The following is a 24,805-nucleotide window of genomic DNA, read 5'->3' on the forward strand; positions in this document are numbered from 1 at the left end:
TTTCGGCCCCTGGCGCAGGCGAAGCCCGGGGGGACGGCGTCCCCCCAGGGCGTCAGTTCGGCACCAGCCCCAGCGCCTGGTTCAGCCGGCTGCGTGCCCGCCCGGCATCCACCTCCGTCCGCGCTTCCACGGCCGCGGCCTCGATCTGCAGCTGCCGCACGCGGAACAGGTCGAAAGCGCCGATCTCGCCGCTGCGGAAGGCGGTGCGGGCGGCGGCGAGCTGCTGTTCCGCCACCTGCCGCCGCTGCGCCGCCAAGTTCCTGGCCCGTGCCGCGGCGCCAAGGGCGAGGCGGGCCAGCTCCACCTCTCCCTGAACCACGCGGCGGGCCTGGATCAGCTCGCCTTCCGCGCGGGTCCGCTCGGCCTCCGCATCGGCGCGCCGGGGTGCGTTGCGCGCCTCACTCGGCAGCGGGATGCGCACGCGCAGCCCGAGCGAGGTCCCGTTCTCCGTCACCGGGCCGCCCTGGCCGCGCGTGAAGAGCCCGACTTCCGGATTGTCGATCGGCGTGGCGCGCACCAGCCGGGCGCGGGACTCGGCGGCGGCAAGCGCCGCCTCCGCCGCGCGGATGGCCGGATGCGCGCCGCCATCGGCCGGCACGGCAGTGGGGGAGGCGACCGGTTCCGGCCTTGCCCCGGCCACGCCGATGCTGCCGCCCGCCGACCGCAACGCGGCATCGCTGCCGCCGGTCAGCGTGCGATAGGCGGCGCGTGCGGCGGCGACGGCGGCCTCGGCGCGCGCCTGGTCCAGCGTCGCCGCCAGCTCCTCGTTTCGCGTCAGCAGCGCTTCGGTCGCGGCGATGTCGCCCAGCTCCACCCGGCGCTGCACGTCGCGGCCGATGTCGCGCGCCGTCGCTAGGCGGTCGCTGGCCACCCGCAGCTCGCTCTCGGCCGCGCCGACCGCCCAGTAGGCGTCGCGCAGCAGGCCAGCGAGTTCCAGGCGGCGCAGCGCCAGGCGGCGTTCCTGTTCCTCCACGCCCGCACTGACCGTGCCGGCCAGCGCGCCGCGCTGCCCGGGCAGCCAGACCGGCGCGCCCAGTTCCACGTCCCATTCATTCGCCAGCCGCGGCCCGCGCGTGTCGGAGCGGAAGGAGCTGCCGATGGCGGCCGAGCCGGGGATGGGGGAGCGGACCAGGGCATCCCGCGACCGTACCGCATCCCGCTGCCCCAGGATGGCGCGTGCCGCCGCATCGATCGACAGCGCCGCATCGAGGTCGCGCGCCAGGCCAGCCGATTCCAGCGGCGGCGCGGCGACCTGCGGTGGCGGCAGGCGCCGGGTGGTGCGCGCCGGCGGCGTCGCATCCTCCTGCGGCGGGGCGGCGCGGCGCGGCGTCGGCTGCGGCGCCCGCAGCGCCGGGCCCTGCGGGTTCACGTCGGGCGGGATCGCCAGGGGCGGGCGGGAGAGGGGAGTCTGTTGCGCCTCCGCGTCGCCGGCGGCCGCGCCGAGAAGCGCCGCGGCACCGGCCGCGGCGAGCAAGGACCTGCGCATCGCCGTCACTCCGCCGCGGCCGGTCGCGGGCCCGGGGCGCGGCGCGCGGCCGCCGGCTCCTCCGCCTCCGCCCGGCCGAGCGCGAAGCGGTCGTACAGGATGGGCAGCAGCACCAGCGTCAGCACGGTCGCCGTCACCAGGCCGCCGATGACGACGATGGCGAGCGGCCGCTGGATTTCCGCGCCCGGCCCCTCGGCGAACAGGAAGGGCACCAGGCCGAAGGCGGCGATGAAGGCCGTGAGGGTGACGGGCGTCATCCGCCGCTTCGCCCCTTCCCGCACCGCGTCATGCAGCGTCATCCCCTGCTCGGCGATCAGCCGATTGATGTAGGAGACGAGGACGACGCCGTTCAGGACGGCGATACCGACCAGCGCGATGAAGCCCACCGAGGCGGGGACCGAGAGGAACTCGCCCGAGAGATACAGCGCGATGACACCGCCGATGGCCGCGAAGGGCACGTTGCAGAAGACCAGCGCCGCCTCCCGCACCGAGTTGAAGGTGAAGTAGAGCAGCAGGAAGATCAGGGCCAGCGCGATGGGCACGACGATGGCCAGCCGGGCGGAGGCGCGCTGCTGGTTCTCGAACTGGCCGCCCCATTCCAGCCGGTACCCGTCCGGCACCTGGACCTGCTGCTGCACCGCCGCCTGTGCCTCGGCCACGAAGCCGACCAGGTCGCGGCCGCGGACATTGGCCAGCACGGTGGCGTAGCGCTGGGTGCCCTCGCGGATCACCTGGATCGGCCCCTCCTCCTCCGAGATCTTCGCCACCTGGGACAGGGCGACGGTGCGGCCGCCGGGCAGCGCCAGCATGACGCGCGACAGGTCGGCGGCGGACCGGCGCAGGCTGCCCTCGCCCCGCAGCATCAGCGGGATGCGCCGCTCCTGCTCCAGCACGATGCCCATGTCGCGGCCATCGACCCAGACGCGCAGCGCCTGCTGTACGTCCCGGACATTGAGGCCGAGCCGGCCGACCGCGAAGCGATCGATCTCCACCTTCAGGTACTTCATGCCCTCGTTGCGCAGCGCGAAGACATCCGAGGATCCGTGGATGCCATGCACCACCGTCTCGATCTTCACGGCCAGGTCGTTCAGCTGCTCGATGTTCCAGCCGAAGACCTTGATGACCACGTCGCCGCGGGCGCCGATGATCATCTCCTGCACCCGCATGTCGATCGGCTGGTTGATCGCGTAGGTGATGCCCGGGATCTGGTCCAGCACCCGGCGCACCTCGTCGATGACGAAGCTGCGGTGCTTCTCGCGCCATTCCTTCCGCGGCGCGATGTCAAGGAAGTGGTCGCTGTCGTTCAGCCCGACCGGATCGATGCCGAGCTCGTCGGCACCGGCGCGGCCCATGACGCCACGCACTTCCGGCACTGCCGCCATGATCTGCTGCTGGATGGAGATGTCGGTGGCCGCCGCCGCTTCCACCCCGATGGTCGGGTGTTTGCGGATGGTGATCACCGGCGTCCCTTCGTCCATCACCGGCATGAAGGTCGAGCCGATTCGGGTGAACAGGAAGCCGGCCAGCAGCAGGCCCGCCACCGCGACCGCGCCGATCTTCAGGGGGTTGCGCATCGCCCAATCGAGGAAGGGATCGTAGCCCTTGTGCAGCATGCGGACCAGCCAGGGCTCGCGCTCATGCCCGCCCACCTTCAGCAGCGTCGCCGCCATGGCGGGGACGATGGTGAGGGAGATGAGCAGGGCGGAGCACAGGGCGAAGGTGATGGTCAGCGCCACCGGGGCGAAGAGCCGCCCTTCCAGTCCCTGCAGCGACAGCAGCGGCAGGAAGACGGTGATGATGATGACAACGCCGGCGATCAGCGGCACGGCCACTTCCCGCACCGCTTCCAGCGTCATCCGCATCCGCGCGCGGTAGTCGGACTTGCCGTGGGCGGTGCCCAGGCGGTGGGCGGTGTTCTCCACCACGACGACGGCGCAGTCCACCAGCAGGCCGATGGCGATGGCGAGGCCGCCCAGCGACATGATGTTGGCCGAGATGCCCGCCAGCCGCATGATCCCGAAGGTCGCCAGGACGGCAAGGGGGAGGGCGAGCGAGACGACCAGCGCCGCCCGCAGATTCCCGAGGAAGAGGATCAGCAGGACGACGACCAGGGCGATCGCCTCGAGCAGCACCTTCTGGACGGTCCAGACCGCCTTCTCGATCAGGTCGTTCCGGTCGTAGAAGATCTCGATCTTCACGCCTTCGGGCAGGGTCTTCTGGATTTCCGCGAGCTTGGCCTTGGCGTTGTTCACCACCGTCTTGGCATTGGCCCCGCGCAGGCCAAGCACGATGCCCCAGACCGCCTCGCCTTCGCCGTTCCGGGTCACGACGCCGTTCCGCGCCAGCGCGCCGGTGCGGACATCGGCGACGTCGGAGACGCGGACGATGCCCGTCGGATGCGCCATGACGACGATCTGGCGGATGTCGTCCATGGTGCGGATGCGCCCCTCGGCGCGGACCAGCAGTGCCTCCTCCCCGTCCCGCACGCGGCCGGCGCCGTCGTTGCGGTTGTTCTCGCTGAGCGCGTTCGCCAGCATGTCCGTGGTGATGCCGCGCGCGGCCATCGCCGCCGGGTCCGGCGCGACCTCATAGGTGCGGACGAAGCCGCCCAGGGTGTTCACGTCGGCGATCCCGGGAAGCCCGCGCAACTGCGGCCGGATCACCCAGTCGAGGATGGTGCGCCGCGCCATCGGCGAGATGGACCCGCCTTCCAGCGTGAACATCAGCATCTCGCCGAGCGGGGTGACCACGGGCGCGAGACCGCCCGAGATGCCGTCCGGCAGCTGCGATTCGAGGTCGTCCAGCCGCTGGTCCACCTGGGTGCGCGCCCAGTACACATCCGTGCCCGGCGCGAACTCGAAGGTGAGCAGGGCGACGGCGTAGCGGGTGATGGAGCGGATGCCGACGAGGTTCGGGATGCCGCGCATCGCGATCTCGATCGGGTTGGTCACCTGCGCCTCCAGCTCCTCCGGCGGCAGGCCGGGTGCCTGCATGGCGACCAGGACCTGCGTCGGGGAGACGTCGGGGAAGGCATCGATGGGCAGCTTGCGGTAGGCGTCCACTCCCCAGGCGATCAGGCCCAGGGTGAGCAGGACGGCAAGCAAGCGCTGGCGCAGCGCCAGGCCGACGAGGCGGGAAAGCATGCTGCTGTCAGCCCCCGTAGACTTCGGTCAGTTCCGCCAGCAGCGTCAGGATGCCCCGCGTCGCCACCGAGTCGTCGGGTGCCAGGCCGGCGCGGATGGACGTCGCATTCGGCGTCTCCGCGATCACCGTCACCGGCTTGGCCCGGAAGCCTTCCGCCGTCTTGACGAAGACCCAGGACCGCCCGGCATGCCGCACCACCGCCCCGGCCGGCACGCGCCATTGCGGCGTGCCATTGGGCCGCAGCGCGACGGACGCGTTCACCACCTGGCCCGGGCGCAGCGACTCGGCGCCGTCCTCCACCTGCACTGTCGCGGCAACCGACTGCGTCGCCGGGTCCACGCTGCGGCCCAGCCGGACCACCTCCCCCTGCGCCGGGGTGCCGGGCACGCTCATCCGCGTGCCGGGCTCGACGGCCATCGCCTGCGCCAGCGGCACCTGCAGGTTGACCCAGAGCGGCTTGAGCCGGGCGATGGCGAAGAGCGGGGCCGAGGCGGCGACGCGTTCGCCCGCGCTCGCGCGCAGTTCCAGGACGACGCCGTCCTCCGGCGCCACCACGGTCAGCGCCGCGGCCATCCGCCGGCTGTCGCGCAGGGCGCGGATGTCCGAATCCGCCATGCCGAGCAGGGAAAGGTACTGCTCCCGTTCCTGCAGCGTGGTCCGGGCAAAATCGTGATCGGCGCGGGCGGTCAGCAGCCGCCGCTCGGCGATGATGCGCTCTCGGAAGAGCTGTTCGTCGCGCGTCAGCTTCTGCTGCGCCAGCTGCTCGGCCGACAATGCCTGCAGATAGGTGCGCTGCGCCTCCAGCAGGTCGGTGCTGCGGAGCCGGGCAATCGGCTGGCCGGCCTTCACCGGCTCGTTCGGCGCGACCAGCACCGCTTCCAGCAGGCCGGCAGCCGGCGCGGCGACGACGCGCAGCTGCTGCGGCGGCACCATCACCGTGCCGGGCAGCATGGTTTGCGCCGTCCCGGCCTCCGCCTGCACGCGCGCCACGTCGATGCCGGCGGCCCGCGCGCGCCGGTCATCGAGACGGATCAGGATGTCGTTGACCGGCGGATCGGCGGCCGGCGCTGCCGTGGGCAGCAGGAGAACGGTGGCAAGCAAGACGCCACGCAGACGCATCCGCGCGGAGTTTCCGGAAAACACAGCTGGACCCCCAGGTGTTGGCGACATGGGAGACGCACGGCTCAGCGTCCGGACATGCGCGCCATGCGAAGCAGCGCGCGTCGGCTCAATAGGTCCCTCTTGACAGGGCACGCCGCAATGCGCTCGCGGTCTGCAACGCCGGCCGACGCACTGAAAATGGACGGCAGTTAAGCTGTTTCAACCCCTCCGGGTTTCCCGGTCCCGATCACGCAGCGGAGAGAATTGTGAAGAAGATCGTGCTCGTCACCGGCGCCACCGCCGGCTTCGGCCTTGCCATCGCCCGCCGCTTCGCGGCCGACGGGGCTGGCATCGTCGCCATCGGCCGTCGGGCCGATCGCCTGGCCGCGCTGGTCGCCGAGCTTGGCGAGGCGCAGGTGCATCCGCTGGCCCTCGACATCACGGACCGGGCCGCGGTGGCCGCGGCGATCGCCGGCCTGCCGCCGGCCTTCGCCGCCGTGGACCTGCTGGTGAACAATGCCGGCCTCGCCCGCGGGCTGGAGCCGGCGCAGGCCGCGGACCTCGATGACTGGGACGCCATGGTGGACACCAACATCAAGGGGCTGCTCTACGTCACCCGCGCCGTGCTGCCCGGCATGGTGGCGCGCGACCGGGGGCATGTGGTGAACATCGGCTCGACCGCCGGCGAATGGCCTTATCCCGGCGGCAATGTGTATGGCGGCACCAAGGCCTTCGTCCGGCAGTTCAGCCTGAATCTCCGTGCCGACCTGTTCGGCACCAAGGTGCGCGTCACCGATATCGAGCCGGGGCTGGTCGGCGGCACCGAGTTCTCGAGCGTGCGCTTCAAGGGCGACGATGCGAAGGCCGCCGGCGTCTATGCCGGGACCGACCCGCTGACGCCGGAGGACATCGCCGACACGGTGCACTGGGTGGCCACACGACCGGCCCGGGTGAACGTGAACACGCTGCAGGTCATGCCGGTGGTGCAGAGCTTCGGGCCGCTGCGGGTGCACCGCGATTGAACCCCAGGGGGGGGTAGGCCCTGCCTTCCCCGGACCCCATCCGCCAAGCGGGATCCCGGCCTGGACCGGTCCGGGTCAGGCTTCCTGCACCATCCGTCTTTCCGCCCAGACCCAGGCGAGGAGGCCCGGCAGGAAGATCACGAGGTCGCGGATGCGGCGGGCGATGGCCAGCGCCGCCGCGACCTCGGCCGGCAGGCCCAGCAGCATCCCGAGGCCGAGGAAGCCCGCTTCCTGCAGCCCGAGGGCACCCGGAACGAGGAAGGCCGCGGAGGACACGGCCTGGATCAGCGCCTCGATCGCCAGGGCCTCCGCCAACCCCACCGGGTGGCCGAGGAACCACAGCGCCACCCAGATCTCCAGCGCACCGGCCATCCATCCCGCCAGTTGCCACAGGAAGCAGCCCAGGATGGCACCGCGGACCCGCCACAGCCGGCGCGTCATCCGGTCGATCCGGGCGGAGTGCGCCTGCACCGCCGGGAAGCGCCCGGCCGCGACCGCGTTCAGCACGCGGGCGAGGCGCGACAGCAGGTCCGCCCGCTGCGCCAGCACGAAGCCGCCGGCTAGGGCCAGGCCGCACAGCATCGCCAGCGCGATGCCGCCCCAGCCGATGCCCGCCCCGGCCCAGGCCAGGAGCGCCAGCCCCAGCAGCGCGAAAAGCAACTGGCTGAGGATGGAGATCGCCATGTCCACCATCAGGCTGGCCGCCGCCGGGGCCACCGCCACGCCCTCGCCGCGCAGCAGCCGGTAGGACGCGATCTCGCCGCCCACCCGGGCCACCGGCAGCAGCCCATTCACGGACTCGCGGATCCAGACATTCGTCGTCATCGCGCCCAGGCCCGGCCGCCGCGCCCGCGGCAGCAGCAGCCGCCAGGCATGCCCGTTCAGCGCCATGGACGGGATATGCGCCAGCGCCGCCAGCACCAGACCGATGCCGGCGGCGGCCAGCAGGGCGCCGACCTCGGAGAAATCCTGCTGCGCCAGGAGCAACACCGCCAGCAGAAGGCCACCCAGGGCGAGCAGCGGGCCGAGCCGGCTCATCGGCGGGCGGGGAGGGCACGGGTCATGCCGCGGGCGATAGCAGCGGCACGCCCGGCCGGCCAGCAGCACCGGCGCCCGCAGCGTCATCCTGCCTTCGAGCGGGGCGGTTGCGGCGGGTGGCGCCCTGAAGCGGGCGCTGAACCGGCGCGGCTCCCCCCAATGAGGCACTGGATGGACGATGCATGGCCTTCAACTCGCCCCGCCACCGGGCGCAGCGCATCCGGGCGGATGCGAAAGCCGCTTCAGGCGCCCAGCATCGCGGCATAGCCGCCGCGCGCCAGCCCCGCCGCCGCGGCGCGGACCCGCGGGTCGGTCAGGGCCGCCAGTTCCTCGGCATAGCGGTAGCCCGGCGCGGCGCCGGGAAAGCCGCCCGCGGTTGCCGGGTGGAGATAGATCTCCGTCACCCCCGGCGGCAGGCGCGGCAGCACCTCCGCGAGGCGTTCGGCGGTGAAGGCGCCGGACCACCGCAGCCCCACCACCCGGTCCGGCGCAAGCAGGCCGTGCCGTGCCGCGAGGCGCCGCAGCCAGGCCGTCAGCGGCCACAAGGCCCGCCCGGCGCCGGGGACCAGGGATGGCGGCTCCCACGGGATGCGGACGCAGCGCACGCCATGGCGCGCTGCCTCGGCGAAGGCGATGGCGGCGATCACCGGATGCAGGTGGTAGTGCTTGTGGGCATTCAGGTGATCGCAAGCCAGGCGGGTGGCGCGGAAGGCGGCGAACTGCGCGGCGATTTCCGCCCGCAACTGCGCGCGGGCGGCGCGGGAGGCGGCGAGGACGAGGCCCAGCCCCGCCATGTCGTCCCGGAAACGGCCATTGGGCTGCAACAGGGCCGGAATGCGCTCCGGCGGCAGGGTCGGGGCGCCGTCGGTCAGCGTCAGGTGCAGCCCGACTGCGAGGCCCGGGTTGCGCCGGGCCACCGCCACGCCTTCAGCCGCCGCAGGTTCGCCGACCATCAGGCTGGCGGCGGTGAGCACGCCGTCCCGGTGCGCCTGCTCGATGGCCATGTTGACCTCGGGCGAGAGGCCGAGGTCGTCGGCATTGAGGATCGCTGCCACCCCGCGTCCCGGCATCATCCCGGCCCCTTTCCCGATGCCGCCGGCCGCGCCGTTCCGCCCAAAGGGCTTGGCGAATCGGGGACCCAGGCCGGATTTGCTGCATGTGGCCAGCGGGCGCAACCGGACGCCCGGCATGGGCCCGTGGTCGACCCGTAAACCCCCCCCCGGGCCAGGCGCGGAACCGACCGCGCATCCGCGCCATGGCGGGCGGCCTTCATGGTTGCCCGCGACATGCTGTCTCTTCAACCGACATGGCCGTCCAGGCGCCGGCCGGGCAGGACCGCCCGGTGATCCTGCGGCAAGCGCAGCCGCAGAGGGACATGGCAGGCCGGCCGCAGCGATCTGCGTCGAAAGCGGCATCGCTTTGGCCGCCCGAGCGGAACGCGAATAGGCGTTGAGCGGCGTTCACCCCGCCCCGCGACCGGCTCCTCCGGACGCCGGGATGGGGCGGGCGAAGGCCATCATCGGCGCCAGCCTCCGGCGCAGCGATACCCGTCGCGGCCGCTCCGGATCGGAAGTCGCGCCGTTGCCGTCATCCCTGCGCCGGGTGGGCTCCGCCTGTCCCCCGCGACGGACGCATCCGCGAGGGGGTGGGCTGCCGTGCTGCCGCCCCGGTCGGCGCGGAGGCCGGGCGCACGCGCCGCTGGGATCAGGCGGCGGCCTTCTGCTGCGCGCTTGCCGTGCTCCGCTCGCGCAGGAAGTGGAAGAACTCCACGCCCTCCCGCAGGCGGCGGACCAGCATCTGCCGGTCGCGGATCATCTCGCCGCAGATCGCCGCGATCTTCGGCGCGCGGAAGTAGAAGCGCCGGTAGAAGGTCTCGACGCTGTCGAAGATTTCCGTGTGCGACAGGTGTGGATAGGCCAGCGGCGCGATCTGCACGCCATGCGCGTCCACGTATTCGGTATTCGCCGTGTCCAGCCAGCCCTCCCGCGCCGCCTGGTCGAACAGGAAGGTGCCGGGATAGGGCGCCGCCAGGGAGACCTGCAGCGTGTGCGGGTTGGTCTCGATCGCGAAGCGGATGGTCTCCTCGATCGTCTCCTTCGTCTCGCCCGGCAGGCCGAGGATGAAGGTGCCGTGGATCATGATGCCGAGCTCGCGGCAGTCCTTGCTGAACTTTTTGGCGACGTCGATCCGCATGCCCTTCTTGATGTTGTGCAGGATCTGCTGGTTGCCGCTCTCGTAGCCGACCAGCAGCAGCCGGAGGCCGCCATCCTTCAGCACCTTCAGCGTCTCGCGCGGGACATTGGCCTTGGCGTTGCAGGACCACATGACGCCCAGCTTGCCCATCTCCCGCGCGATCGCCTCGGCGCGCGGCAGGTTGTCGGTGAAGGTGTCGTCGTCGAAGAAGATTTCCTTCAGCCCGGGGAAGTTGTCCCGGATGTAACGGATTTCCTCGATGACGTTCTCGACGCTGCGCGTGCGGTAGCGGTGCCCGCCCACCGTCTGCGGCCAGAGGCAGAAGGTGCAGCGGCTCTTGCAGCCCCGGCCAGTGTAGATCGAGACATAGGGGTGCTTCAGGTAGCCGATGAAATACTTCTGGTAGTCCAGGTCGCGGCGGTAGACCGGCGACACGAAGGGCAGCGCGTCCATGTCCTCGAGGACGGGACGCTCGGCATTGTGGACCAGCACGCCCGCGCCGTTGCGGTAGGACAGGCCCTTGATGGCGGACCAGTCCATCCCGTCCGCGACATCCTTGATGGTGAAGTCGAACTCGTTGCGGGCGACGAAATCGACCACCGGCGCGTCGCGCAGCGATTCCTCGGCCTGCACCGCCACCTTGGCGCCGATCATGCCGACCTTGAGCGACGGGTTCGCGGCCTTCAACGCCTCGGCCACCTTCACGTCGGAGGCGAAGCTGGGCGTCGAGGTGTGCAGCACCACCAAGTCGTGCTGCTTCGCCATGGGCAGGACATCGGCCAGGGTCTGCTTGTGCGGCGGCGCGTCCACCAGCTTCGATCCCTCGACCAGCGCGGCCGGCTGGGCCAGCCAGGTCGGGAACCAGAAGCTCTTGATCTCCCGCCGCGCCTGGTAGCGGGAGCCGGCACCGCCATCGAACCCGTCGAAGGAAGGCGCCTGGAGGAACAGGGTCCGCATCGTCACTGGCTATAGCCCCCTAAGCGGACCCGGCGAGGGTCCACGCCGTACCATACCGCCGGGCAGCGCCGCCGTTGAGGGCCCCGGGCCGCGCCCGGCGCAACCCTGCCCGCCAGGTGCGGTCACCCGGCCTCGACCATGCTGCCGTCCCGGCGCATTCGGTAGCGCCGGCCCTGCCACGTCACCGTGCCGCGAGCCAGCCCCGCCGCCCATATAGCGAATGAGACGGCGTCGCGCAGCGGCAGCAGCACGAGCCGTCCGATACTGCGGCGGCGGCGCAACGCCCGGTCCACCGTCAGCGCCAGGGCCAGTCGAGCCATCGCGGCGACCGCCAGCGCCGCCCAGCCCCAGGGGGCGGACCAGGACAGCAGCACCGCCAGCGTCGCCCAGGCCAGCGGGAAGGTGATGCCCATGCCGACATAGCCCGGCAGGTCCAGCAGGCGGAGAGTCCGCGCCCAGCGCAGCTCATGCCTCAGCATGGAAGCGAGGCTCTCCTCCGCCTGAACATGCCCGGGCAGCACCGGCGCCAGCACCACCCGCAGGCCCAGCCGCCGCACCGCCGCCCCCAAGGCATGGTCATCCGCCAGCAGGTCGGACAAGGCGGCGAAGCCACCCAGCCGAGCCAGGGTGTCCGCCCGCAGGGCCATGGTGGCGCCGTAGCAGCCATGGGCGCGGCCCATCGCCTCCCCCCAGGCGGCGTTCGGCAGGAACTGCCAGTCCACCCAGAGCGCGGCGAGGCGGGACCAGAGCCCGGCATCCCCCGGCTCTCCGCGGTAGAGGCAGGTGACCAGCCCCACCGCGGGATCCGCCAGCGGGGCCGTCACTGCGGTCAGCCAGTGCGGCGGCACCAGCATGTCGGAATCCGCCACCACCAGGACGGGGTGCCGCGCCGCCCCTTCCAGGTTCATGAGCTGCGACACCTTGCGGTTCGGCCCATGCAGCCGCGGGTCGGACAGCAACCGCGCCGGCACGCCGGGTGCCGCCGCCATGGCCGCCGCGGCCACGGCCGCCGCCGGGTCAGCCGGGTCGCGCACGGCGAACAGCACCTCGAAGGGCGCCGCATGGTCCTGCGCCAGCGTCGAGTCGAGCGCCTGCCGCAGGCCCGGGGCATTGCCATGCAGCGGCTTGAGGAGGCTGGCAGGCAGCGCCGGCGATCCGGCCGGGGGATCGGCGGCCAGCCGCGCGACCGCCCGGGCCGCGAGCAGGGCCGCCGCCGCCCCGGCCAGCGCGGCGATAGCGGCAGCGGCGCCCAGGATCGTGTGGAGCAGGGTCAGCATGGGGGGGGCGCAACTTCCTGCATCGCCGGCGCGTGCGGCCCTGGGCTAGGGTACCCAGGCTCCCGTCCGGTATTCCCCTGCATGCGCATGTCCCGTCCCGCCATACTCGGCCTCGCCGCCCTGCTCGCCGCCTGTGCGGCGGAACCGCCGCCGGCGCGGCAGGTGGCCCAGGCGGGCATGCCCGCCAGCGATGCGCCGCCCATCCTCGTCACCGGCGCCCCCACCGACCCATCCGATCCCTACGAGGCGACCAACCGCCGCGTCCTCGACTTCAATTTCCGGCTCGACGATGCGTTGTTCAAGCCGCTGGCGCAGGGCTACCGGGAGGTGCTGGGGCCCTGGCCGCGGGCGCGGATCCGCAACGTGCTGGAGAACCTGAACGAGCCAGCGGTCTTCGCCAACCGCCTGCTGCAGGGCAAGCCGGTCGAGGCCGGCACCTCGCTCATGCGCTTCGTCATCAATACGACCCTGGGCGTGGGGGGCCTGTTCGACCTGGAGCCGATTGGCGGCCCGCCGCGGCAGGTGGCGGATTTCGGCCAGACCCTGGCGCTCTGGGGTGTCGGCGACGGGCCCTACCTGATGCTGCCCGTGGTGGGTCCGTCCAACCCGCGGGAACTGACCGGCACCATCGTCAACGGCTTCCTTAACCCGGTGAATTATCCGGTGCCCTTCGTCGCCAATATCGGCCGCGGCGCTGCGCTGGGGCTGGACGAGCGAGAGCGGAATATCGAGACGCTCGACGAATTGCGGACCGGTTCGCTCGACCCCTATGCCCGGCTGCGCAGCCTGTGGCGGCAATATCGGGATGCGCAGATCGGCCGGTCACCGGCCGCCGAGCCGGATGTGCTCGATGACCCGGGGGAGGCGGCCCCGCGGGTCGAGGCGCCGGCCCCGATCGCGCAGCGGCCGCAGGTCCGCCGCCACGCTGCGGCCCCGCCGCGCCGCCTGGCGGCGCACAAGGCGAAGAAGCCGGTTCACCGGGCGTCACCGACGCGGCTGGCGTCCCGCTGATCCGGCCGCGGCTCGGCCGCGGGCGCATCGGCAGTCCGGAGAGGGGGAGAGAACCGTCGCGCCGAAACCCGCGCAGGGCTCCGGCGGAACAGGCTGGCGGACGCCGCGCGCGCCATGGAGGACGGATACGCCTGTCGTGACCTTGGGCCCGGGCCGGGATGCGCCCTCGAAGGACGGCACACCCCGCCCTGGCGTCAGCGGCCTGCCGGCTGGGCCTGTTGCGGCTGGTTGGCCGGCGCCTGCTGCTGGGCCGCGTCGCGCTTTTCGGCCTTGTGGCGCTCATGCACGCCGAGGGCACAGCCAGCCGCCGCGCCGGCCACGCCATGGCCGCTCCCGACCATGTGCCCGGCCACCGCGCCGGCCGCGCCGTATTTGAGGCAGCCGCCTTCCTTGGCCATGGCCGGTGCCGCGAGCAGGCTGAGGGCTAGGCTGGCGATCAGGACGCGCATGCGGGAACCCCTGTTCTGTTGCGGGACGTCAACGCCCGACGGGCTGGCCGGTTCGGCCCAGGACAGGGAGGCAGGAGGGGGACAGGGTGACCCGGCCGATGGCGGCTGCAGAGGCAGGGTCCGGCGCCTACCGACCGTCCCGGCTTGATCGCCGGGACGGTCGACGCCACCGGCACGGATGCCATGCCGGCGGCGTCGCTCGCTTCCGAGTGATCGGAAAGGCTGGAGGGCGGCCAAGCGGTCCGGGCGGATGCCGGGGCCGCGAAACCACCCTCCCGCAAGGTCAGGCGTAGGCCCGCGCCGCCGGCCCGTGCCGCGTGCCGAAGCGCGCGCCCAGCACCGCGGCCACCGCGCCCAGCAGCATGGCGGCAAAGATCCAGTACGCCGCCACCGCGCCGCCGGTCGCCGCCGCGTCGGCGGCCTCACGGGCCCGCTGCTCGGCCACCTGGGCGGCCTGCTGCGCCTGCTGCTCCACCTGCTGCACCCGGCGCTGCGCCTCCTCCGGCGCGATGCCGTATTCCGCCCCGACCAGACGGTTCAGCCGGTCCCGCGCGTCCTGCGGCAGGTTCCCGTCGGTCACGCGACGCGTCAGGATCTGGACGATCTCGGCATTCCGCTGGTCGCTGTTCATCTGCGCCGGGTCACCGCCGGCGCTGCGCAGCGCGTTCTGGGCCCGTTCTACCAGCTGCTGCGGGTTGACCTGCTGTGCCGCCTGGGCCAGCGGGCCGGAGGCGGCCGAGGCGGCGCCGCCCGCCGCGCTGCCGGCGCCCTGCACCACGCCGCCGATGATCGAGGAGGCACCCTGGAAGGCGGTGTTGGCGGTGCCGGCCACGATATTGCCGAGCAGCACGGCCGACAGCAGGAAGCCGATCGCCCAGACGGACAGGCCGTGCAGCGCGCTGTCGGTCGAGTCGCCGCTGCCGGACAGTCGGGCGGCGACGTAGCCGCCGGCCAGCAGGCCCAGGGTATTGGCGACCAGCAGCCAGATGCCGGCGCCGATGCCGAAGGTGGAAGCGCCGGGGGTCTGCGCCGCAGTCGCGTCCACGGCGGTGGCACCGATGGCCAGGCCGAGGACGTTCAGCATCGTCCCGGTGGCAACGGCGACGACGCCGCCGGCGAAGACCGCACCCCAGGAGATGCGGGAAGGCACGGGGGTGGCCGCGTCGCCATAGGCTCGCGCGTAGGTCGCGCTGCCGCTGCTGGTCGAGGAAGACATCTGACTGGGTCCCGGTTCCGGTTGCGGCCGCTGCAACGCCGAATCGGGCGCGGGGTTCGGTGTGGCGGCATCCATCGCGTGCCGCATGGCCGTGACGACACGTCCAGGCCGCGATGCCCGGGGCGGGTCGATTCTGCCTTGCTACCGCCATGGCAGGGGTCCAAACCGCGCATCCCGCCCCGCTTGTTGCCGGTCTGGACGCCCCCCGATGCAGGTCTATCTGCCGATCGCCGAGATGTCGGTGGATGCCTTCGTGCTGATGGGCATCGGCTTCGGCGTCGGCTGGCTGTCCGGCCTGTTCGGCGTCGGCGGCGGCTTCCTGCTCACGCCGCTGCTCATCCTCATCGGTATCCCGTCGCCGGTCGCGGTTGCCTCCGGCGCCAACCAGACCCTCGGCGCCTCCGTCTCCGGCCTCATCGCCCAATGGCGGCGGGGCAATGTGGACGCCAAGATGGGCAGCGTGCTGCTGGCCGGCGGCATCGTCGGCTCGGTGCTCGGCGTCCAGCTCTTCGCCCTGCTGCGCCGGGCAGGCCAGGTGGACCTCGCCGTCTCGCTCTTCTACGTCGTCGTCCTCGGCACCGTCGGCGGGCTGATGGTGATGGAGAGCGTGAAGGCGATCCTCCGCCGCCGCAGCGCCACCCGGCGCAAGCTGCACGAGCATTACTGGGCGCATGGCCTGCCGCTGAAGATGCGGTTCCGGAAGTCGCGGCTCTACATCTCCGTCGTCCCGCCCTTCCTGATCGGCGCGGGGATCGGCCTGCTCTCGGCCGTGATGGGCGTGGGCGGTGGCTTCATGCTGGTGCCGGCGATGATCTACCTGCTCGGCATGCCGACCTCGGTGGTGATCGGCACCTCCCTGTTCCAGGTGGTCTTCGTCGCCGCCAACGTGACCCTGCTGGCGGCCCTGCAGCTCGGCACCGTGGATGTGCTGCTGACCCTGCTGCTGCTGGTTGGCGGCGTCGCCGGGGCGCAGTTCGGCGCCTCGATGGGGACCAAATTGCGGGGTGAGGAGACCCGGGCGCTGCTCGGCCTGCTCGTCCTCGGTGTCGCGCTCAGCCTGCTCTGGGGCCTGCTCCGGCCGCCGGAGAGCCTGTTCTCCTCCGGCCCGGCGCTGTGATCCGGCGCTGTCTCCTGCTGCTGGTGCTGCTGCTGCCGGTCCGTGCCATGGCGCAGGACCTGCCGCTGGTCGCTGCCCTGTCGCGCAACGACATCGAGGTGACCACGGGCTTCACCGGCGCGTCCCTGGTGGTGTTCGGCAGCACGGAGCAGCCGATCGGCCCCGGCGGGGACGAGGTGCTGGTGGTCGCCCGTGGCCCGACCCGGCCCATCGTGGTGCGCCGCAAGGTGGCGGTGGCCGGGGTGGTCTGGGTGAACGGCCCTGCCGCCCGCTTCCCGGAGGTGCCGGGCTACTACGTCATCGCCGGTACCCGCCCGGCCTGGCAGATCCTGCCGGAGGAGGAGCGGCAGAAGAACGCGCTCGGCCTCGATGCACTGCCGCTGACCAGCACGGGCGCCCGCAACCCGGCCTTCCGGGCGGCGCTGCTGGACCTGGAACGGCGCTCGGGCCTCTGGCTCGAGGATGCGGAGCCGGTCCAGATCGAGGGGGCGCGGCTGTTCTTCGTCCGGCTGCCACTGCCGGCGGCGGTGCCGACAGGGGAATACCAGGTGGAGGTGCTGCTGGTCCGCTCCCGCCGGATCGTGGCGCGGCAGGCGCTGGAATTCCGGGTGGAGCGGGTCGGCACGGCCGATCGCGTCGCAACCGTCGCGCGCGGCCAGCCGCTCCTTTACGGTGTGGCCTGCGTCCTGGTGGCGGCGCTTGCAGGCTGGCTGGGCAGCATCTTGTTCCGGAGGGGTTGATGGCCGAGACCGCGGCGGAGAAGGCGGCGACCGCCAAGCGGGACCGCGTCTTCCTGGTGGTGGTGGACGACAGCGCGGAGCGCGAGATCGCCCTGCGCTATGCCTGCCTGCGCGCCCGCAACGGCGGCGGGCGGGTTCTGCTGCTGCGGGTGATCGAGCCGGCGCCGATGACCGAATGGGCCGGCGTCGGCGCCATGATGGCCGAGGAGAAGCGTGAGGAGGCGGAGAAGCTGCTCTCCGGCCTCGGCGCCCAGGTGCAGGAGATCACCGGCAGCCTGCCGATCGTCGAGATCCGCGAGGGCGAGCCGCGCGACGAGTTGCTGGCGCTGCTGGAGGCGGATCCGCGGATTTCCATCCTGGTCCTTGCCTCGGCCGCCACCGGCAGCGGCCCCGGGCCGCTGATCACGGCGCTGACCGGCCGCTATGCCAGCCGGGTGCGGGTGCCGATGACGATCGTGCCCGGCGGTCTGGACGACAAGGAACTGGAACGGGTGACCTGAGGCGGGCCTTCCCGCGCCCGAGGACCCGGCGCGGGGCGCCGCCGCCCTTGCCGGCCGCGCGGCAGGGCTGCACCCCGCGCGGCTTGCGGCTGGGGCCATAACCGACCATTTTGGTACGGATACTCCGGCGGGCCGGGACGCTGCGTCCGGACGCCCAACGCCAGGACCGCGCCATGTTCATCGAGACCGAAGGCACTCCCAACCCCGCCACGCTGAAGTTCCTGCCCGGCCGGGACGTGATGGGCGACCGCGGCACCGCCGACTTCGCCTCTGCCGAAGCTGCCGCCCGCAGCCCGCTGGCCGCCCGCATCTTCGCCCTGCCCGGCGTCGCCCGCGTCTTCCTCGGCGCCGACTTCGTCACCGTGACGGAGGATGGCGCCAATGGCTGGGCGTCCCTGCGGGCCCAGGTGCTGGGCGCCATCATGGACCATTTCGTCTCCGGCCTGCCGGTGCTGGAGGGCGAGGGCGAGGATGGCGAAGGCGATTTCGATCCCGCCGATGCCGAGGTGGTCGAGCAGATCAAGGAATTGCTCGACACCCGCGTCCGCCCGGCGGTGGCCGGCGATGGCGGCGACATCGTCTTCCGCGGCTTCCGCGACGGCGTGGTGCGGCTGCACCTGCAGGGCGCCTGCTCCGGCTGCCCCTCCTCCCGCGCCACGCTCAAGCATGGCGTCGAGAACATGCTGCGCCACTACGTGCCGGAAGTGGTGGCAGTGGAGCAGGTCGAGGCCTGATCTGCCGGGCGGGAGGCCCCCGCCACACCGGTCGCCATCGGTCGGGCAATAGATGCGCGCCCTACCGGTCAGCGGATCCGGCGGCACGTTCCCGGCGGCGAGCCGGGTCGTTCCGATCCCGCGCCGGGCCGGTGGGTGAGCAGATGCGGCGGGCAGGACGGGGTAGCCCGTCCGTTGCCGCAGCCGTGCTTGGCGGGGGATATCGACCCTCGCTGCCGCGCCCTGCGACGGCATCCGGCGCAGGGCCGCACGAAGTCCGCGTCACGCAATCGGCCGGGCCGGACGCACGGCATGCGCCGCTGCCATCCCATGGCGCCGACACATCATGGCGTCCGGTGCGCGACGCGGCGCCATGGTCCCGGCGCAGCGGCGAGCATCACTTTGCTTTCCACATAATTCTCCCCGACCGCACCCTCGTGGCCCGCGCCGCTCCCGCCGTGCCTGCGGCATCACGTCTGCCGTCCCTGGCCGGACCGTCCCCACTATCCACAGTCATCCCCGTAATCCCCAGGCACTGATCCGCGCTAGGATCGCCGGATGAATACCATCGACCAGCCGCCGCCCTTCGCGGGCGCCGGGGGGCTCCTCGGCCTCTCGCAGCGCGTCCCGCCCTCGAACCTGCAGGCCGAACAGGCGCTGCTGGGGGCGCTGCTGGCCAACAACAAGGCTTATGAGCGCGTCTCGGAATTCCTGGCGCCTGAGCATTTCGCCGATCCGATCCATGGCCGGATCTTCCACGCCATCCAGCGCCGGATCGAAGCCGGGCAGCTGGCCGATGTCGTCACGCTGCGTCCGGAGTTCGAGCATTCCGGCCTGCTCGACGAAGTCGGCGGCCCGGCCTACTTAGCGCAGCTGCTCTCCGCCATGGTCGGCATCATCAACGCCGGCGAATACGCCCGCAACGTGCATGATTGCTGGCTGCGCCGCCAGCTCGTGGATGTGGGCGAGGAGGTGGTGAACCGCGCCTTCGGGGCCGAGGCGGAGCTCACCGCCAAGGAACAGCTGGAGGCGGCGGAGCAGCGGCTATTCGACCTGGCCAAGGATGGCGGGACCGAGGGCGGCTTCGTGACCTTCGAGCGCGCGCTGACCGACGCCGTGCTGATGGCCGAGCGCGCCTTCTCCACGCCCGGTGGCGTCAGCGGCCTGCCCACCGGCCTGCGCGACGTCGATGCCAAGACCGGCGGCCTGCACGGGTCCGACCTGCTGATCATCGCGGGCCGTCCGGCGATGGGAAAGACCGCGCTGGCCACCAAGATCGCCTTCGGCGCCGCCCAGGCCCTGGTGCGGGAGGCGCAGGCGAAGGGCGAGGGCGTGCAGCCGCGCGGCACGGTCGCCGTTTTCTCGCTGGAGATGAGCGCCGACCAGCTGGCGACCCGGCTGCTGTCCGAGACGGCGCGCATTTCCGGCGACCGCATCCGCCGCGGCGACATCAGCCAGCGCGACTTCGACCGCTTCGTCGAGGTGAGCCGGGAGCTGTCCGGCCTGCCGCTGGTGATCGACGACACGCCGGCCATCACCATCTCCGCGCTGCGGACACGCTGCCGCCGCCTGAAGCGCACGCGGGGGCTGGAACTGGTGGTGGTGGACTACCTGCAGCTCATGCGGCCGGCGGCCGGGACGCGGCCGGAAAGCCGGGTGCTGGAGATCTCCATGATCACCCAGGGGCTGAAGGCGATCGCCAAGGAATTGTCGGTGCCGGTCATCGCCCTCTCCCAGCTTTCCCGCCAGGTCGAAAGCCGGGAGGACAAGCGGCCGCAGCTGTCGGACCTGCGCGAGTCGGGCTCTATCGAGCAGGACGCCGACATGGTGATGTTCGTCTACCGCGACGAATACTACCTGGCGCAGCGCGCCCCGAAGGAGCTGACCTACGACAACGCCGCCAAGTACGAGGAAGCGCTGACCAAGTGGCAGGCGGACATGGAATCCGCCCACAACAAGGCCGAGCTGATCATCGCCAAGCAGCGGCACGGCCCGACCGGCACGATCAAGCTGTTCTTCGAGAGCGAGTTCACCCGCTTCGGCGACCTCGACCAGGTGCATGGCGGGGCCGAGGGGCATTGAGCCGTGCCGCGCCGGGGTGTCCCCGGCGCGGCTTGCCAGCCATCAGAACAGCAGGCCCTTGCGCAGCATTCCGTGCACGCCCTTCTCTCCGTTCACCGTCTGCGTCACGTGGAAATCCACGCAGAGGCTGCAGAGCTGGTAGGCATCAGCGGCCGAGAGGTTGGCGCGGGAGACGATGAAGGCGATCATCTCCCGCAGCGCCGTTTTCATGGCGACGTCCAGGTCCTCATGCATCCCCATGGAGATGTAGTGGGTCTTCGTCTCGGCGCGGGGATACTTCAGGACGGGGTCCTTGCCGCCCCCGCCCTTCTCCAGCCCCAGGCGGAAATGCCCGGTCAGGCACATCTCCAACGCGTTGATGCAGACCTCGCCATCGCCCTGCACGCCATGGCCGTCGCCGGCCGAGAAATTGGCGCCCGGCACGAAGACCGGCAGGAACAGCGTGGCGCCTTCGCCGCACTCCTTGTTGTCGAGATTGCCGCCATGCGCCCGCGGCTCCTTCGTCGAGATCGTCCCCCATTCCGGCGGCGGCGCCACGCCCATGACGCCGAAGAAGGGCGAGAGCGGCAGGGTGATGCCAGGGCCGACCGGCACCTTGCAGGTCATCGCCTGGCGGTCGACCGGGATATGCAGCACGCGGTGGTAGGGGAAATCCTCCGGCAGGGTGCCGACCAGCGGGCGGAAGGCGCAGAAGCCCCAGTCGGCGCCGAGCTCGATCTTCTCGATCTCGACGCGCAGGCAGTCGCCCGGCTCGGCGCCCTTCACCGCCACCGGGCCGGTGAGAATGTGCGGGCCGAGGCGGGGGACGCCGCCGCCATGGATCGCCGCCAGCCTTTCCGGCACCGCCAGGCCGCTGCCGGGGGGCGGCATCACGTCCTTCGCGCCCGAGACGCATTCGAGGATGACGAGGTCGCCCGGATCGACCTCCGCCACCGGGGCGAAGGCGGCGTCGAAGGCCCCCCAGCGGACATTCGGGATGCTCGGCTCGATACGGTGCGTGGCGGGCATGCGGTCTCCCCCGGGATCGGAATGGCCGCGCATGGATGCAAGGCCGGGGCCAGGGTGGCAAGGGGGCAGCGGCCCGGCCCGGGCTACAGCCAGCCCTTCCGCTTGAAGTAGAGGATCGGCAGCACCGCCGAGACCACCATCATCACCACCGCCATCGGGTAGCCGAAGCTCCATTTCAGCTCCGGCATCAGCTCGAAATTCATGCCGTAGATGCTGGCGATCAGCGTCGGCGGCATCAGCGCGACGCTGGCCACGGTGAAGGTCTTGATGATCGCGTTCTGCTCGACATTGATGATGCCCAGTACGGCGTCGAGCAGGAAATTCGCCTTTCCGTTCAGGAAATTCGCATGCTCGACCAGGCTGCGCACGTCCCGCACCAGGGACTTGATCAGGGCCTGGTTCTCCTTCCGCACGGCCACCGCCTTCTCCGCCGTCAGGAAGGTGAGGATGCGCGACAGGCCGAGCAGCGTCTCGGTCGCGCGCGTCGTCACCTCCCCCACCTGGCCCAGGGTGATCAGCGCGTCCTTCAGGTCGGCATCCTTCGCGCTGGCCTTGACCTTGGCGCGGGCGGTGCGGAAGGCGGCCTGGCTGGCGCGGTCCATGTCGGACGCGATACGCTCCAGGATGTCGGCCAGGCGGTCCACGATCTGTTCGAAGATGTGCAGCATCACGCCGTCCGGCGTGCCCAGCAGCATCACCGGGGTGCGCTGGCAGCGGGCGCTGAACACCGCGAAGGCCTTGGGCGTGGCGTAGCGCACCGTGACCAGCGTCGAATTGGCCAGCACGAAGGTGATGGCGGTGGAACCCATCTCCCCACCCTCCACGCCGTAGAGGAAGGGCGCGGTCAGGAACAGCACGTCGTCTTCCTTGTAGAGGCGCGACGAGCTTTCGATCTCCTGCATCTCCTCCCGCGTCGGGATCTCGAGCCGGAGCGCCTCCTGCACCGCCCGTTCCTCCGCCGGGGTTGGCGTCAGCAGGTCGATCCAGACGGCGCGGCGCAGCGCCTCCACCTCATGGGGGCCTTCGCGCACGAGGAGATGGCCGTTCTCGACGGTGTAGCTGGTCAGCATCTGGCGATCTCCCGGCCGCACGGGCCCCGGGCTTCTAGAGCGAATCGCCGGAGGGCGGAAATGCCCTGCGGCGTGTCCCCGCGGAGGCATCGATCCGGGGCCTTGGGACCGGCGCGGGCACCCTGGCCCACGGCTTGCTGCCCCCATCCCGATTGCCCCCGGCCCGGCAAGGAGGGACCCGCCATGCAACGCCTGATGCAGCTTTTCGCGGCAGCGCTCTGCCTTCTCCTCGGGCAGGCAGCGGGCGCCCTGGCGGCCGATCCCTGGCCTGCCCGGCCGGTCCGCATCGTCGTGGTATTCCCGCCCGGCGGCTCCTCCGACATCGTCGCGCGGGTGCTGGCGGAGGCGCTGACGCCGAAGCTCGGCCAGCGGGTCGTCGTGGACAACCGGCCGGGTGCCGGCGGCACGCTGGCGGCGGCGCATGTCGCGCAGCAACCGGCCGATGGCTACACGCTGCTGCTGTCCAACACCGCGCCCATCGTCACCTCCCCGCCGCTGTATTCGAAGCCCGGCTACGACCCGCAGGCCTCCTTCACCCATGTCTCTTATATCGGCGCGACCTACATGGTCGTCGTCACCAACCTCGCCGTCCCGGCGCAGGACCTGAAGGGGCTGATGGCCTGGATGCGGGCGCAACCGCAGCCGGTCAGCTTCGGCACCTCCGGCGCCGGATCGGTCGGGCATGTGGTCGGCACCATGTTCGCGCAGCAGACCGGCATCCCGCTGAACCACGCGCCCTATCGGGGCAGCCAGCCGATGCAGGCCGACCTCCTGGGCGGGTCCATCCTGCTGTCCTTCGACACGCTCCCGGAGAATGTCGAGAACATCCGGGCCGGCCGGCTGCGTGCCCATGCCATCACCGCGCCGGCGCGGTCGCCGAGCGTGCCGGATGTGCCGACGGCGGCGGAAGCCGGGCTGCCCAACCTGCTGGCGCAGAACTGGCTGGGCCTGTCAGCCCCCGCCGGGCTGCCGGCCCCGATCGTCGAGCGGCTGCATGCCGAGGTGCAGGCGGCGCTGCGGACCCAGGCGATGCAGGATCGCCTGGCGCAGGTCGGCATCGTGCCGGGCTTCATGACCCAGGCGGATTTCGTCCGCTTCGTCGGCGAGCAGATCGACACGGTCGGTGGAATGGTGAAGGCCATGGGCATCCGCAACGACTGAGCGGCCTGCCCACCCGCCGCGTCCGGGCCACGCTGGTCCGGCGCGCGGCTGCCAAGTCGCCCATGCCGGGCCGGCGCCATCGCCCCTGCGGGGACACCGCCCGGGACGCCGCCACCGAGGCACCGCCCCGCCGCTGCGCGGACCACGGCGCCGATCCGACGAGCCCCGTCCGACCATGCGCCGACCCCGCTGACGGTGCCGGGCGATGCTGCGGTCACCCGAAATGCCCAGCCCACCGGTTCGACGGCACAGGGCAGCGATTTTCGGCGATGTGACGTAGGGGCTGGTCGCCGCGGCGGATGCGCGGCCCGCAGCGTGGCGACAGGGCGGGCGGGTGTCAGTCCCGCCAGGGATGCGCCGCCCAGAGCTTCTCGTAATGCGCCTTCATCGCCACCAGCTCGGCCCGGTACTCGTCCGGGCCCAGCAGCCGCAGCGGCAGGGCAAGCTGCGTTGCCACCGCCTGCCATTCCGGATCGGCCACCGCCTTGCGCGCGGCCTCGGCGATCCGCTCCAGCACCGGCTTCGGCAGCCCGGCCGGCGCCGCCAGGCCGCGCATGGAGCCTTCGACCACGTCGAAGCCCTGCTCCCGGAAGGTCGGCACATCCGGCATCACCGGCCAGCGCGCGGTTCCCATCTGGCCGATCGGCCGGAACAGGCCCTGGCGGTAGTCTCCGATCGCCTCCCCCATGTTGGTCACCGCCAGCTCGATCTGCTTCGACAGGGTCGCGGTGCGGACCGGGGCGCCGCCGGCGAAGGGGATGTGCAGGAACTTGGTTCCGGTCACCCGCTCCAGCGCCAGCACCGCCAAGTGGTCGTCCGACCCGATGCCGGAGGTGCCGTAGCTGATCTGGCCGGGGCGCCGCTTGGCCTCCGCCACCAGGTCGGCAACGCTGCGGATCGGGCTGTCGGGCAGCACCCAGATGGCGCCCGGATCGTCGACGATGTTCAGCACAGGCGCGAAATCGTCCAGCCGGAAGCGGGCCTGCGGCCGCTCGATCGGGATGGTCACGATGGTGGGCGTGTTGAGGAAGCCGATGGTGTAGCCGTCCGGCCGGGCACGGGCGAGTTCGCTGAAGCCGATCTCCCCGCTCGCCCCCGGGCGGTTCACCACCGCGATGGGCTGGCCGAGATACTTCTCCATGATCTTCGCCAGCGGCCGCGCCGCGGCATCGGTCCCGCCGCCGGCAGGGAAGGCCAGCACCATGGTCAGCGGCCGGTCCGGGAAGGCGGCCCCTGCCCCCTGGGCGAGGGCAGGGCGGGCGAGCGGCGCGGCGGCCAGCCCGGCCAGCAGGGCGCGGCGATGCATCATGGTCCTCCCGATATCCCGGCGCTTGCCGCGCCGATGTGTCCTTGCCCGGGCGGAGTACGGCAGGGCTGCCCCTGCGGTGCCAGGTCCCGGTTCGGAGCGGGATCGGATCATGGCCGGCGGCGGCTGGCAACCGCTTGGGCGGAGCCGGACGGCGCGGCGCCTGGATCGCCGGTTGCGACGCTTCGCTCCGGCATGCGGGCCGGACCATGTC

At 71.9% G+C, this 24,805-nt stretch carries 20 protein-coding genes; 8 read left to right on the plus strand and 12 right to left on the minus strand.

Annotated features, from left to right (window positions below; all coding sequences use genetic code 11):
* Positions 1-52: 52 nt before the first annotated feature.
* The 3 genes from E2C05_RS00285 to E2C05_RS00295 are packed head-to-tail and all read right to left on the minus strand — an operon-like array spanning position 53 to position 5,731.
* Positions 53-1,486, minus strand: coding sequence for a TolC family protein (locus E2C05_RS00285; protein WP_133217576.1), 1,434 nt, complete (start codon positions 1,484-1,486; stop codon positions 53-55).
* A 5-nt stretch (positions 1,487-1,491) separates the two neighbouring features.
* Complete coding sequence (locus E2C05_RS00290; RefSeq protein WP_133217577.1) at positions 1,492-4,629, minus strand: efflux RND transporter permease subunit; 3,138 nt, start codon at positions 4,627-4,629, stop codon at positions 1,492-1,494.
* Between the two features lie 7 nt (positions 4,630-4,636).
* Positions 4,637-5,731 (minus strand): efflux RND transporter periplasmic adaptor subunit, encoded by a 1,095-nt coding sequence (locus tag E2C05_RS00295; protein ID WP_205082659.1) that lies wholly within the window; start codon positions 5,729-5,731, stop codon positions 4,637-4,639.
* A 266-nt stretch (positions 5,732-5,997) separates the two neighbouring features.
* Between E2C05_RS00295 and E2C05_RS00300 the strand changes: the two genes are divergently transcribed.
* Entirely contained in the window at positions 5,998-6,753 is a 756-nt protein-coding gene (locus E2C05_RS00300) for an SDR family oxidoreductase (protein WP_200305223.1), read from the plus strand.
* Positions 6,754-6,828: 75 nt separating this feature from the next.
* Here E2C05_RS00300 and E2C05_RS00305 read toward each other — a convergent pair whose 3' ends face one another.
* The 4 genes from E2C05_RS00305 to hpnI all read right to left on the minus strand — a co-directional run bounded on the left by E2C05_RS00305 (position 6,829) and on the right by hpnI (position 12,218).
* A complete protein-coding gene (locus E2C05_RS00305; protein ID WP_133217579.1) occupies positions 6,829-7,791 on the minus strand; it encodes a lysylphosphatidylglycerol synthase domain-containing protein in 963 nt (320 codons plus the stop codon).
* 242 nt (positions 7,792-8,033) lie between these two features.
* Positions 8,034-8,861: a hopanoid biosynthesis-associated protein HpnK gene (gene hpnK / locus E2C05_RS00310; RefSeq protein ID WP_133217580.1), complete on the minus strand. Its 828-nt coding sequence runs from the start codon at positions 8,859-8,861 to the stop codon at positions 8,034-8,036.
* A gap of 634 nt (positions 8,862-9,495) precedes the next feature.
* Positions 9,496-10,941 (minus strand): hopanoid biosynthesis associated radical SAM protein HpnJ, encoded by a 1,446-nt coding sequence (gene hpnJ / locus E2C05_RS00315; protein WP_133217581.1) that lies wholly within the window; start codon positions 10,939-10,941, stop codon positions 9,496-9,498.
* 122 nt (positions 10,942-11,063) lie between these two features.
* Positions 11,064-12,218, minus strand: coding sequence for a bacteriohopanetetrol glucosamine biosynthesis glycosyltransferase HpnI (gene hpnI, locus E2C05_RS00320; protein WP_133217582.1), 1,155 nt, complete (start codon positions 12,216-12,218; stop codon positions 11,064-11,066).
* A gap of 87 nt (positions 12,219-12,305) precedes the next feature.
* On the opposite strand from hpnI, the gene E2C05_RS00325 reads away from it, so the two are divergent.
* Complete coding sequence (locus E2C05_RS00325) at positions 12,306-13,229, plus strand: MlaA family lipoprotein (RefSeq protein ID WP_158291849.1); 924 nt, start codon at positions 12,306-12,308, stop codon at positions 13,227-13,229.
* A gap of 194 nt (positions 13,230-13,423) precedes the next feature.
* On the opposite strand, the gene E2C05_RS00330 is transcribed toward E2C05_RS00325, so the two are convergent.
* Positions 13,424-13,627: a hypothetical protein gene (locus E2C05_RS00330; protein WP_240046496.1), complete on the minus strand. Its 204-nt coding sequence runs from the start codon at positions 13,625-13,627 to the stop codon at positions 13,424-13,426.
* A gap of 334 nt (positions 13,628-13,961) precedes the next feature.
* Complete coding sequence (locus tag E2C05_RS00335) at positions 13,962-14,894, minus strand: DNA-binding protein (protein WP_240046497.1); 933 nt, start codon at positions 14,892-14,894, stop codon at positions 13,962-13,964.
* 208 nt (positions 14,895-15,102) lie between these two features.
* Between E2C05_RS00335 and E2C05_RS00340 the strand changes: the two genes are divergently transcribed.
* The 5 genes from E2C05_RS00340 (at position 15,103) to E2C05_RS00360 (ending at position 20,046) form a co-directional block, all read left to right on the plus strand.
* On the plus strand, positions 15,103-16,011 hold the full coding sequence (locus E2C05_RS00340) for a sulfite exporter TauE/SafE family protein (RefSeq protein ID WP_133217585.1): 909 nt from the start codon (positions 15,103-15,105) through the stop codon (positions 16,009-16,011).
* The gene (locus E2C05_RS00345) at positions 16,008-16,751 is read left to right on the plus strand and encodes a TIGR02186 family protein (RefSeq protein WP_133217586.1); all 744 of its coding nucleotides are present in this window, start codon (positions 16,008-16,010) and stop codon (positions 16,749-16,751) included. The genes E2C05_RS00340 and E2C05_RS00345 overlap by 4 nt, the downstream gene beginning before the upstream one ends.
* Positions 16,751-17,251 (plus strand): universal stress protein, encoded by a 501-nt coding sequence (locus tag E2C05_RS00350; protein ID WP_133217587.1) that lies wholly within the window; start codon positions 16,751-16,753, stop codon positions 17,249-17,251. Before E2C05_RS00345 ends, E2C05_RS00350 begins: the two co-directional genes overlap by 1 nt.
* 173 nt (positions 17,252-17,424) lie before the next feature.
* Positions 17,425-17,985 carry a NifU family protein gene (locus E2C05_RS00355; protein WP_133217588.1) on the plus strand — a complete coding sequence of 187 codons (561 nt, stop codon included), beginning with the start codon at positions 17,425-17,427 and terminating at the stop codon, positions 17,983-17,985.
* 537 nt (positions 17,986-18,522) lie between these two features.
* A complete protein-coding gene (locus tag E2C05_RS00360) occupies positions 18,523-20,046 on the plus strand; it encodes a replicative DNA helicase (RefSeq protein WP_133217589.1) in 1,524 nt (507 codons plus the stop codon).
* Between the two features lie 42 nt (positions 20,047-20,088).
* Here E2C05_RS00360 and E2C05_RS00365 read toward each other — a convergent pair whose 3' ends face one another.
* Entirely contained in the window at positions 20,089-21,054 is a 966-nt protein-coding gene (locus tag E2C05_RS00365; protein WP_133217590.1) for an acetamidase/formamidase family protein, read from the minus strand.
* An 83-nt stretch (positions 21,055-21,137) separates the two neighbouring features.
* A complete protein-coding gene (gene corA, locus E2C05_RS00370; RefSeq protein WP_133217591.1) occupies positions 21,138-22,124 on the minus strand; it encodes a magnesium/cobalt transporter CorA in 987 nt (328 codons plus the stop codon).
* Positions 22,125-22,307: 183 nt separating this feature from the next.
* On the opposite strand from corA, the gene E2C05_RS00375 reads away from it, so the two are divergent.
* A complete protein-coding gene (locus E2C05_RS00375) occupies positions 22,308-23,285 on the plus strand; it encodes a Bug family tripartite tricarboxylate transporter substrate binding protein (RefSeq protein ID WP_158291850.1) in 978 nt (325 codons plus the stop codon).
* Positions 23,286-23,622: 337 nt separating this feature from the next.
* Here E2C05_RS00375 and E2C05_RS00380 read toward each other — a convergent pair whose 3' ends face one another.
* A complete protein-coding gene (locus E2C05_RS00380) occupies positions 23,623-24,591 on the minus strand; it encodes a tripartite tricarboxylate transporter substrate binding protein (RefSeq protein WP_205082662.1) in 969 nt (322 codons plus the stop codon).
* Between the last annotated feature and the right edge of the window lie 214 nt (positions 24,592-24,805).

Origin of the sequence: Paracraurococcus ruber (assembly GCF_004353985.1) — a bacterium.
Lineage (GTDB): Bacteria > Pseudomonadota > Alphaproteobacteria > Acetobacterales > Acetobacteraceae > Paracraurococcus > Paracraurococcus ruber.

Excerpts from the sequence above, each read along its gene's own strand:
- E2C05_RS00350 (WP_133217587.1), top strand. The coding sequence starts at position 16,751 with ATGGCCGAGACCGCGGCGGAGAAGGCGGCGACCGCCAAGCGGGACCGC.
- E2C05_RS00380 (WP_205082662.1), bottom strand. The coding sequence starts at position 24,591 with ATGCATCGCCGCGCCCTGCTGGCCGGGCTGGCCGCCGCGCCGCTCGCC.
- E2C05_RS00360 (WP_133217589.1), top strand. The coding sequence starts at position 18,523 with ATGAATACCATCGACCAGCCGCCGCCCTTCGCGGGCGCCGGGGGGCTC.
- E2C05_RS00330 (WP_240046496.1), bottom strand. The coding sequence starts at position 13,627 with ATGGCCAAGGAAGGCGGCTGCCTCAAATACGGCGCGGCCGGCGCGGTG.
- hpnJ (WP_133217581.1), bottom strand. The coding sequence starts at position 10,941 with ATGCGGACCCTGTTCCTCCAGGCGCCTTCCTTCGACGGGTTCGATGGC.
- hpnK (WP_133217580.1), bottom strand. The coding sequence starts at position 8,861 with ATGCCGGGACGCGGGGTGGCAGCGATCCTCAATGCCGACGACCTCGGC.
- E2C05_RS00375 (WP_158291850.1), top strand. The coding sequence starts at position 22,308 with ATGCAACGCCTGATGCAGCTTTTCGCGGCAGCGCTCTGCCTTCTCCTC.
- E2C05_RS00325 (WP_158291849.1), top strand. The coding sequence starts at position 12,306 with ATGTCCCGTCCCGCCATACTCGGCCTCGCCGCCCTGCTCGCCGCCTGT.
- corA (WP_133217591.1), bottom strand. The coding sequence starts at position 22,124 with ATGCTGACCAGCTACACCGTCGAGAACGGCCATCTCCTCGTGCGCGAA.
- E2C05_RS00365 (WP_133217590.1), bottom strand. The coding sequence starts at position 21,054 with ATGCCCGCCACGCACCGTATCGAGCCGAGCATCCCGAATGTCCGCTGG.
- E2C05_RS00290 (WP_133217577.1), bottom strand. The coding sequence starts at position 4,629 with ATGCTTTCCCGCCTCGTCGGCCTGGCGCTGCGCCAGCGCTTGCTTGCC.
- E2C05_RS00285 (WP_133217576.1), bottom strand. The coding sequence starts at position 1,486 with ATGCGCAGGTCCTTGCTCGCCGCGGCCGGTGCCGCGGCGCTTCTCGGC.
- E2C05_RS00340 (WP_133217585.1), top strand. The coding sequence starts at position 15,103 with ATGCAGGTCTATCTGCCGATCGCCGAGATGTCGGTGGATGCCTTCGTG.
- E2C05_RS00355 (WP_133217588.1), top strand. The coding sequence starts at position 17,425 with ATGTTCATCGAGACCGAAGGCACTCCCAACCCCGCCACGCTGAAGTTC.
- E2C05_RS00305 (WP_133217579.1), bottom strand. The coding sequence starts at position 7,791 with ATGAGCCGGCTCGGCCCGCTGCTCGCCCTGGGTGGCCTTCTGCTGGCG.
- hpnI (WP_133217582.1), bottom strand. The coding sequence starts at position 12,218 with ATGCTGACCCTGCTCCACACGATCCTGGGCGCCGCTGCCGCTATCGCC.
- E2C05_RS00335 (WP_240046497.1), bottom strand. The coding sequence starts at position 14,894 with ATGTCTTCCTCGACCAGCAGCGGCAGCGCGACCTACGCGCGAGCCTAT.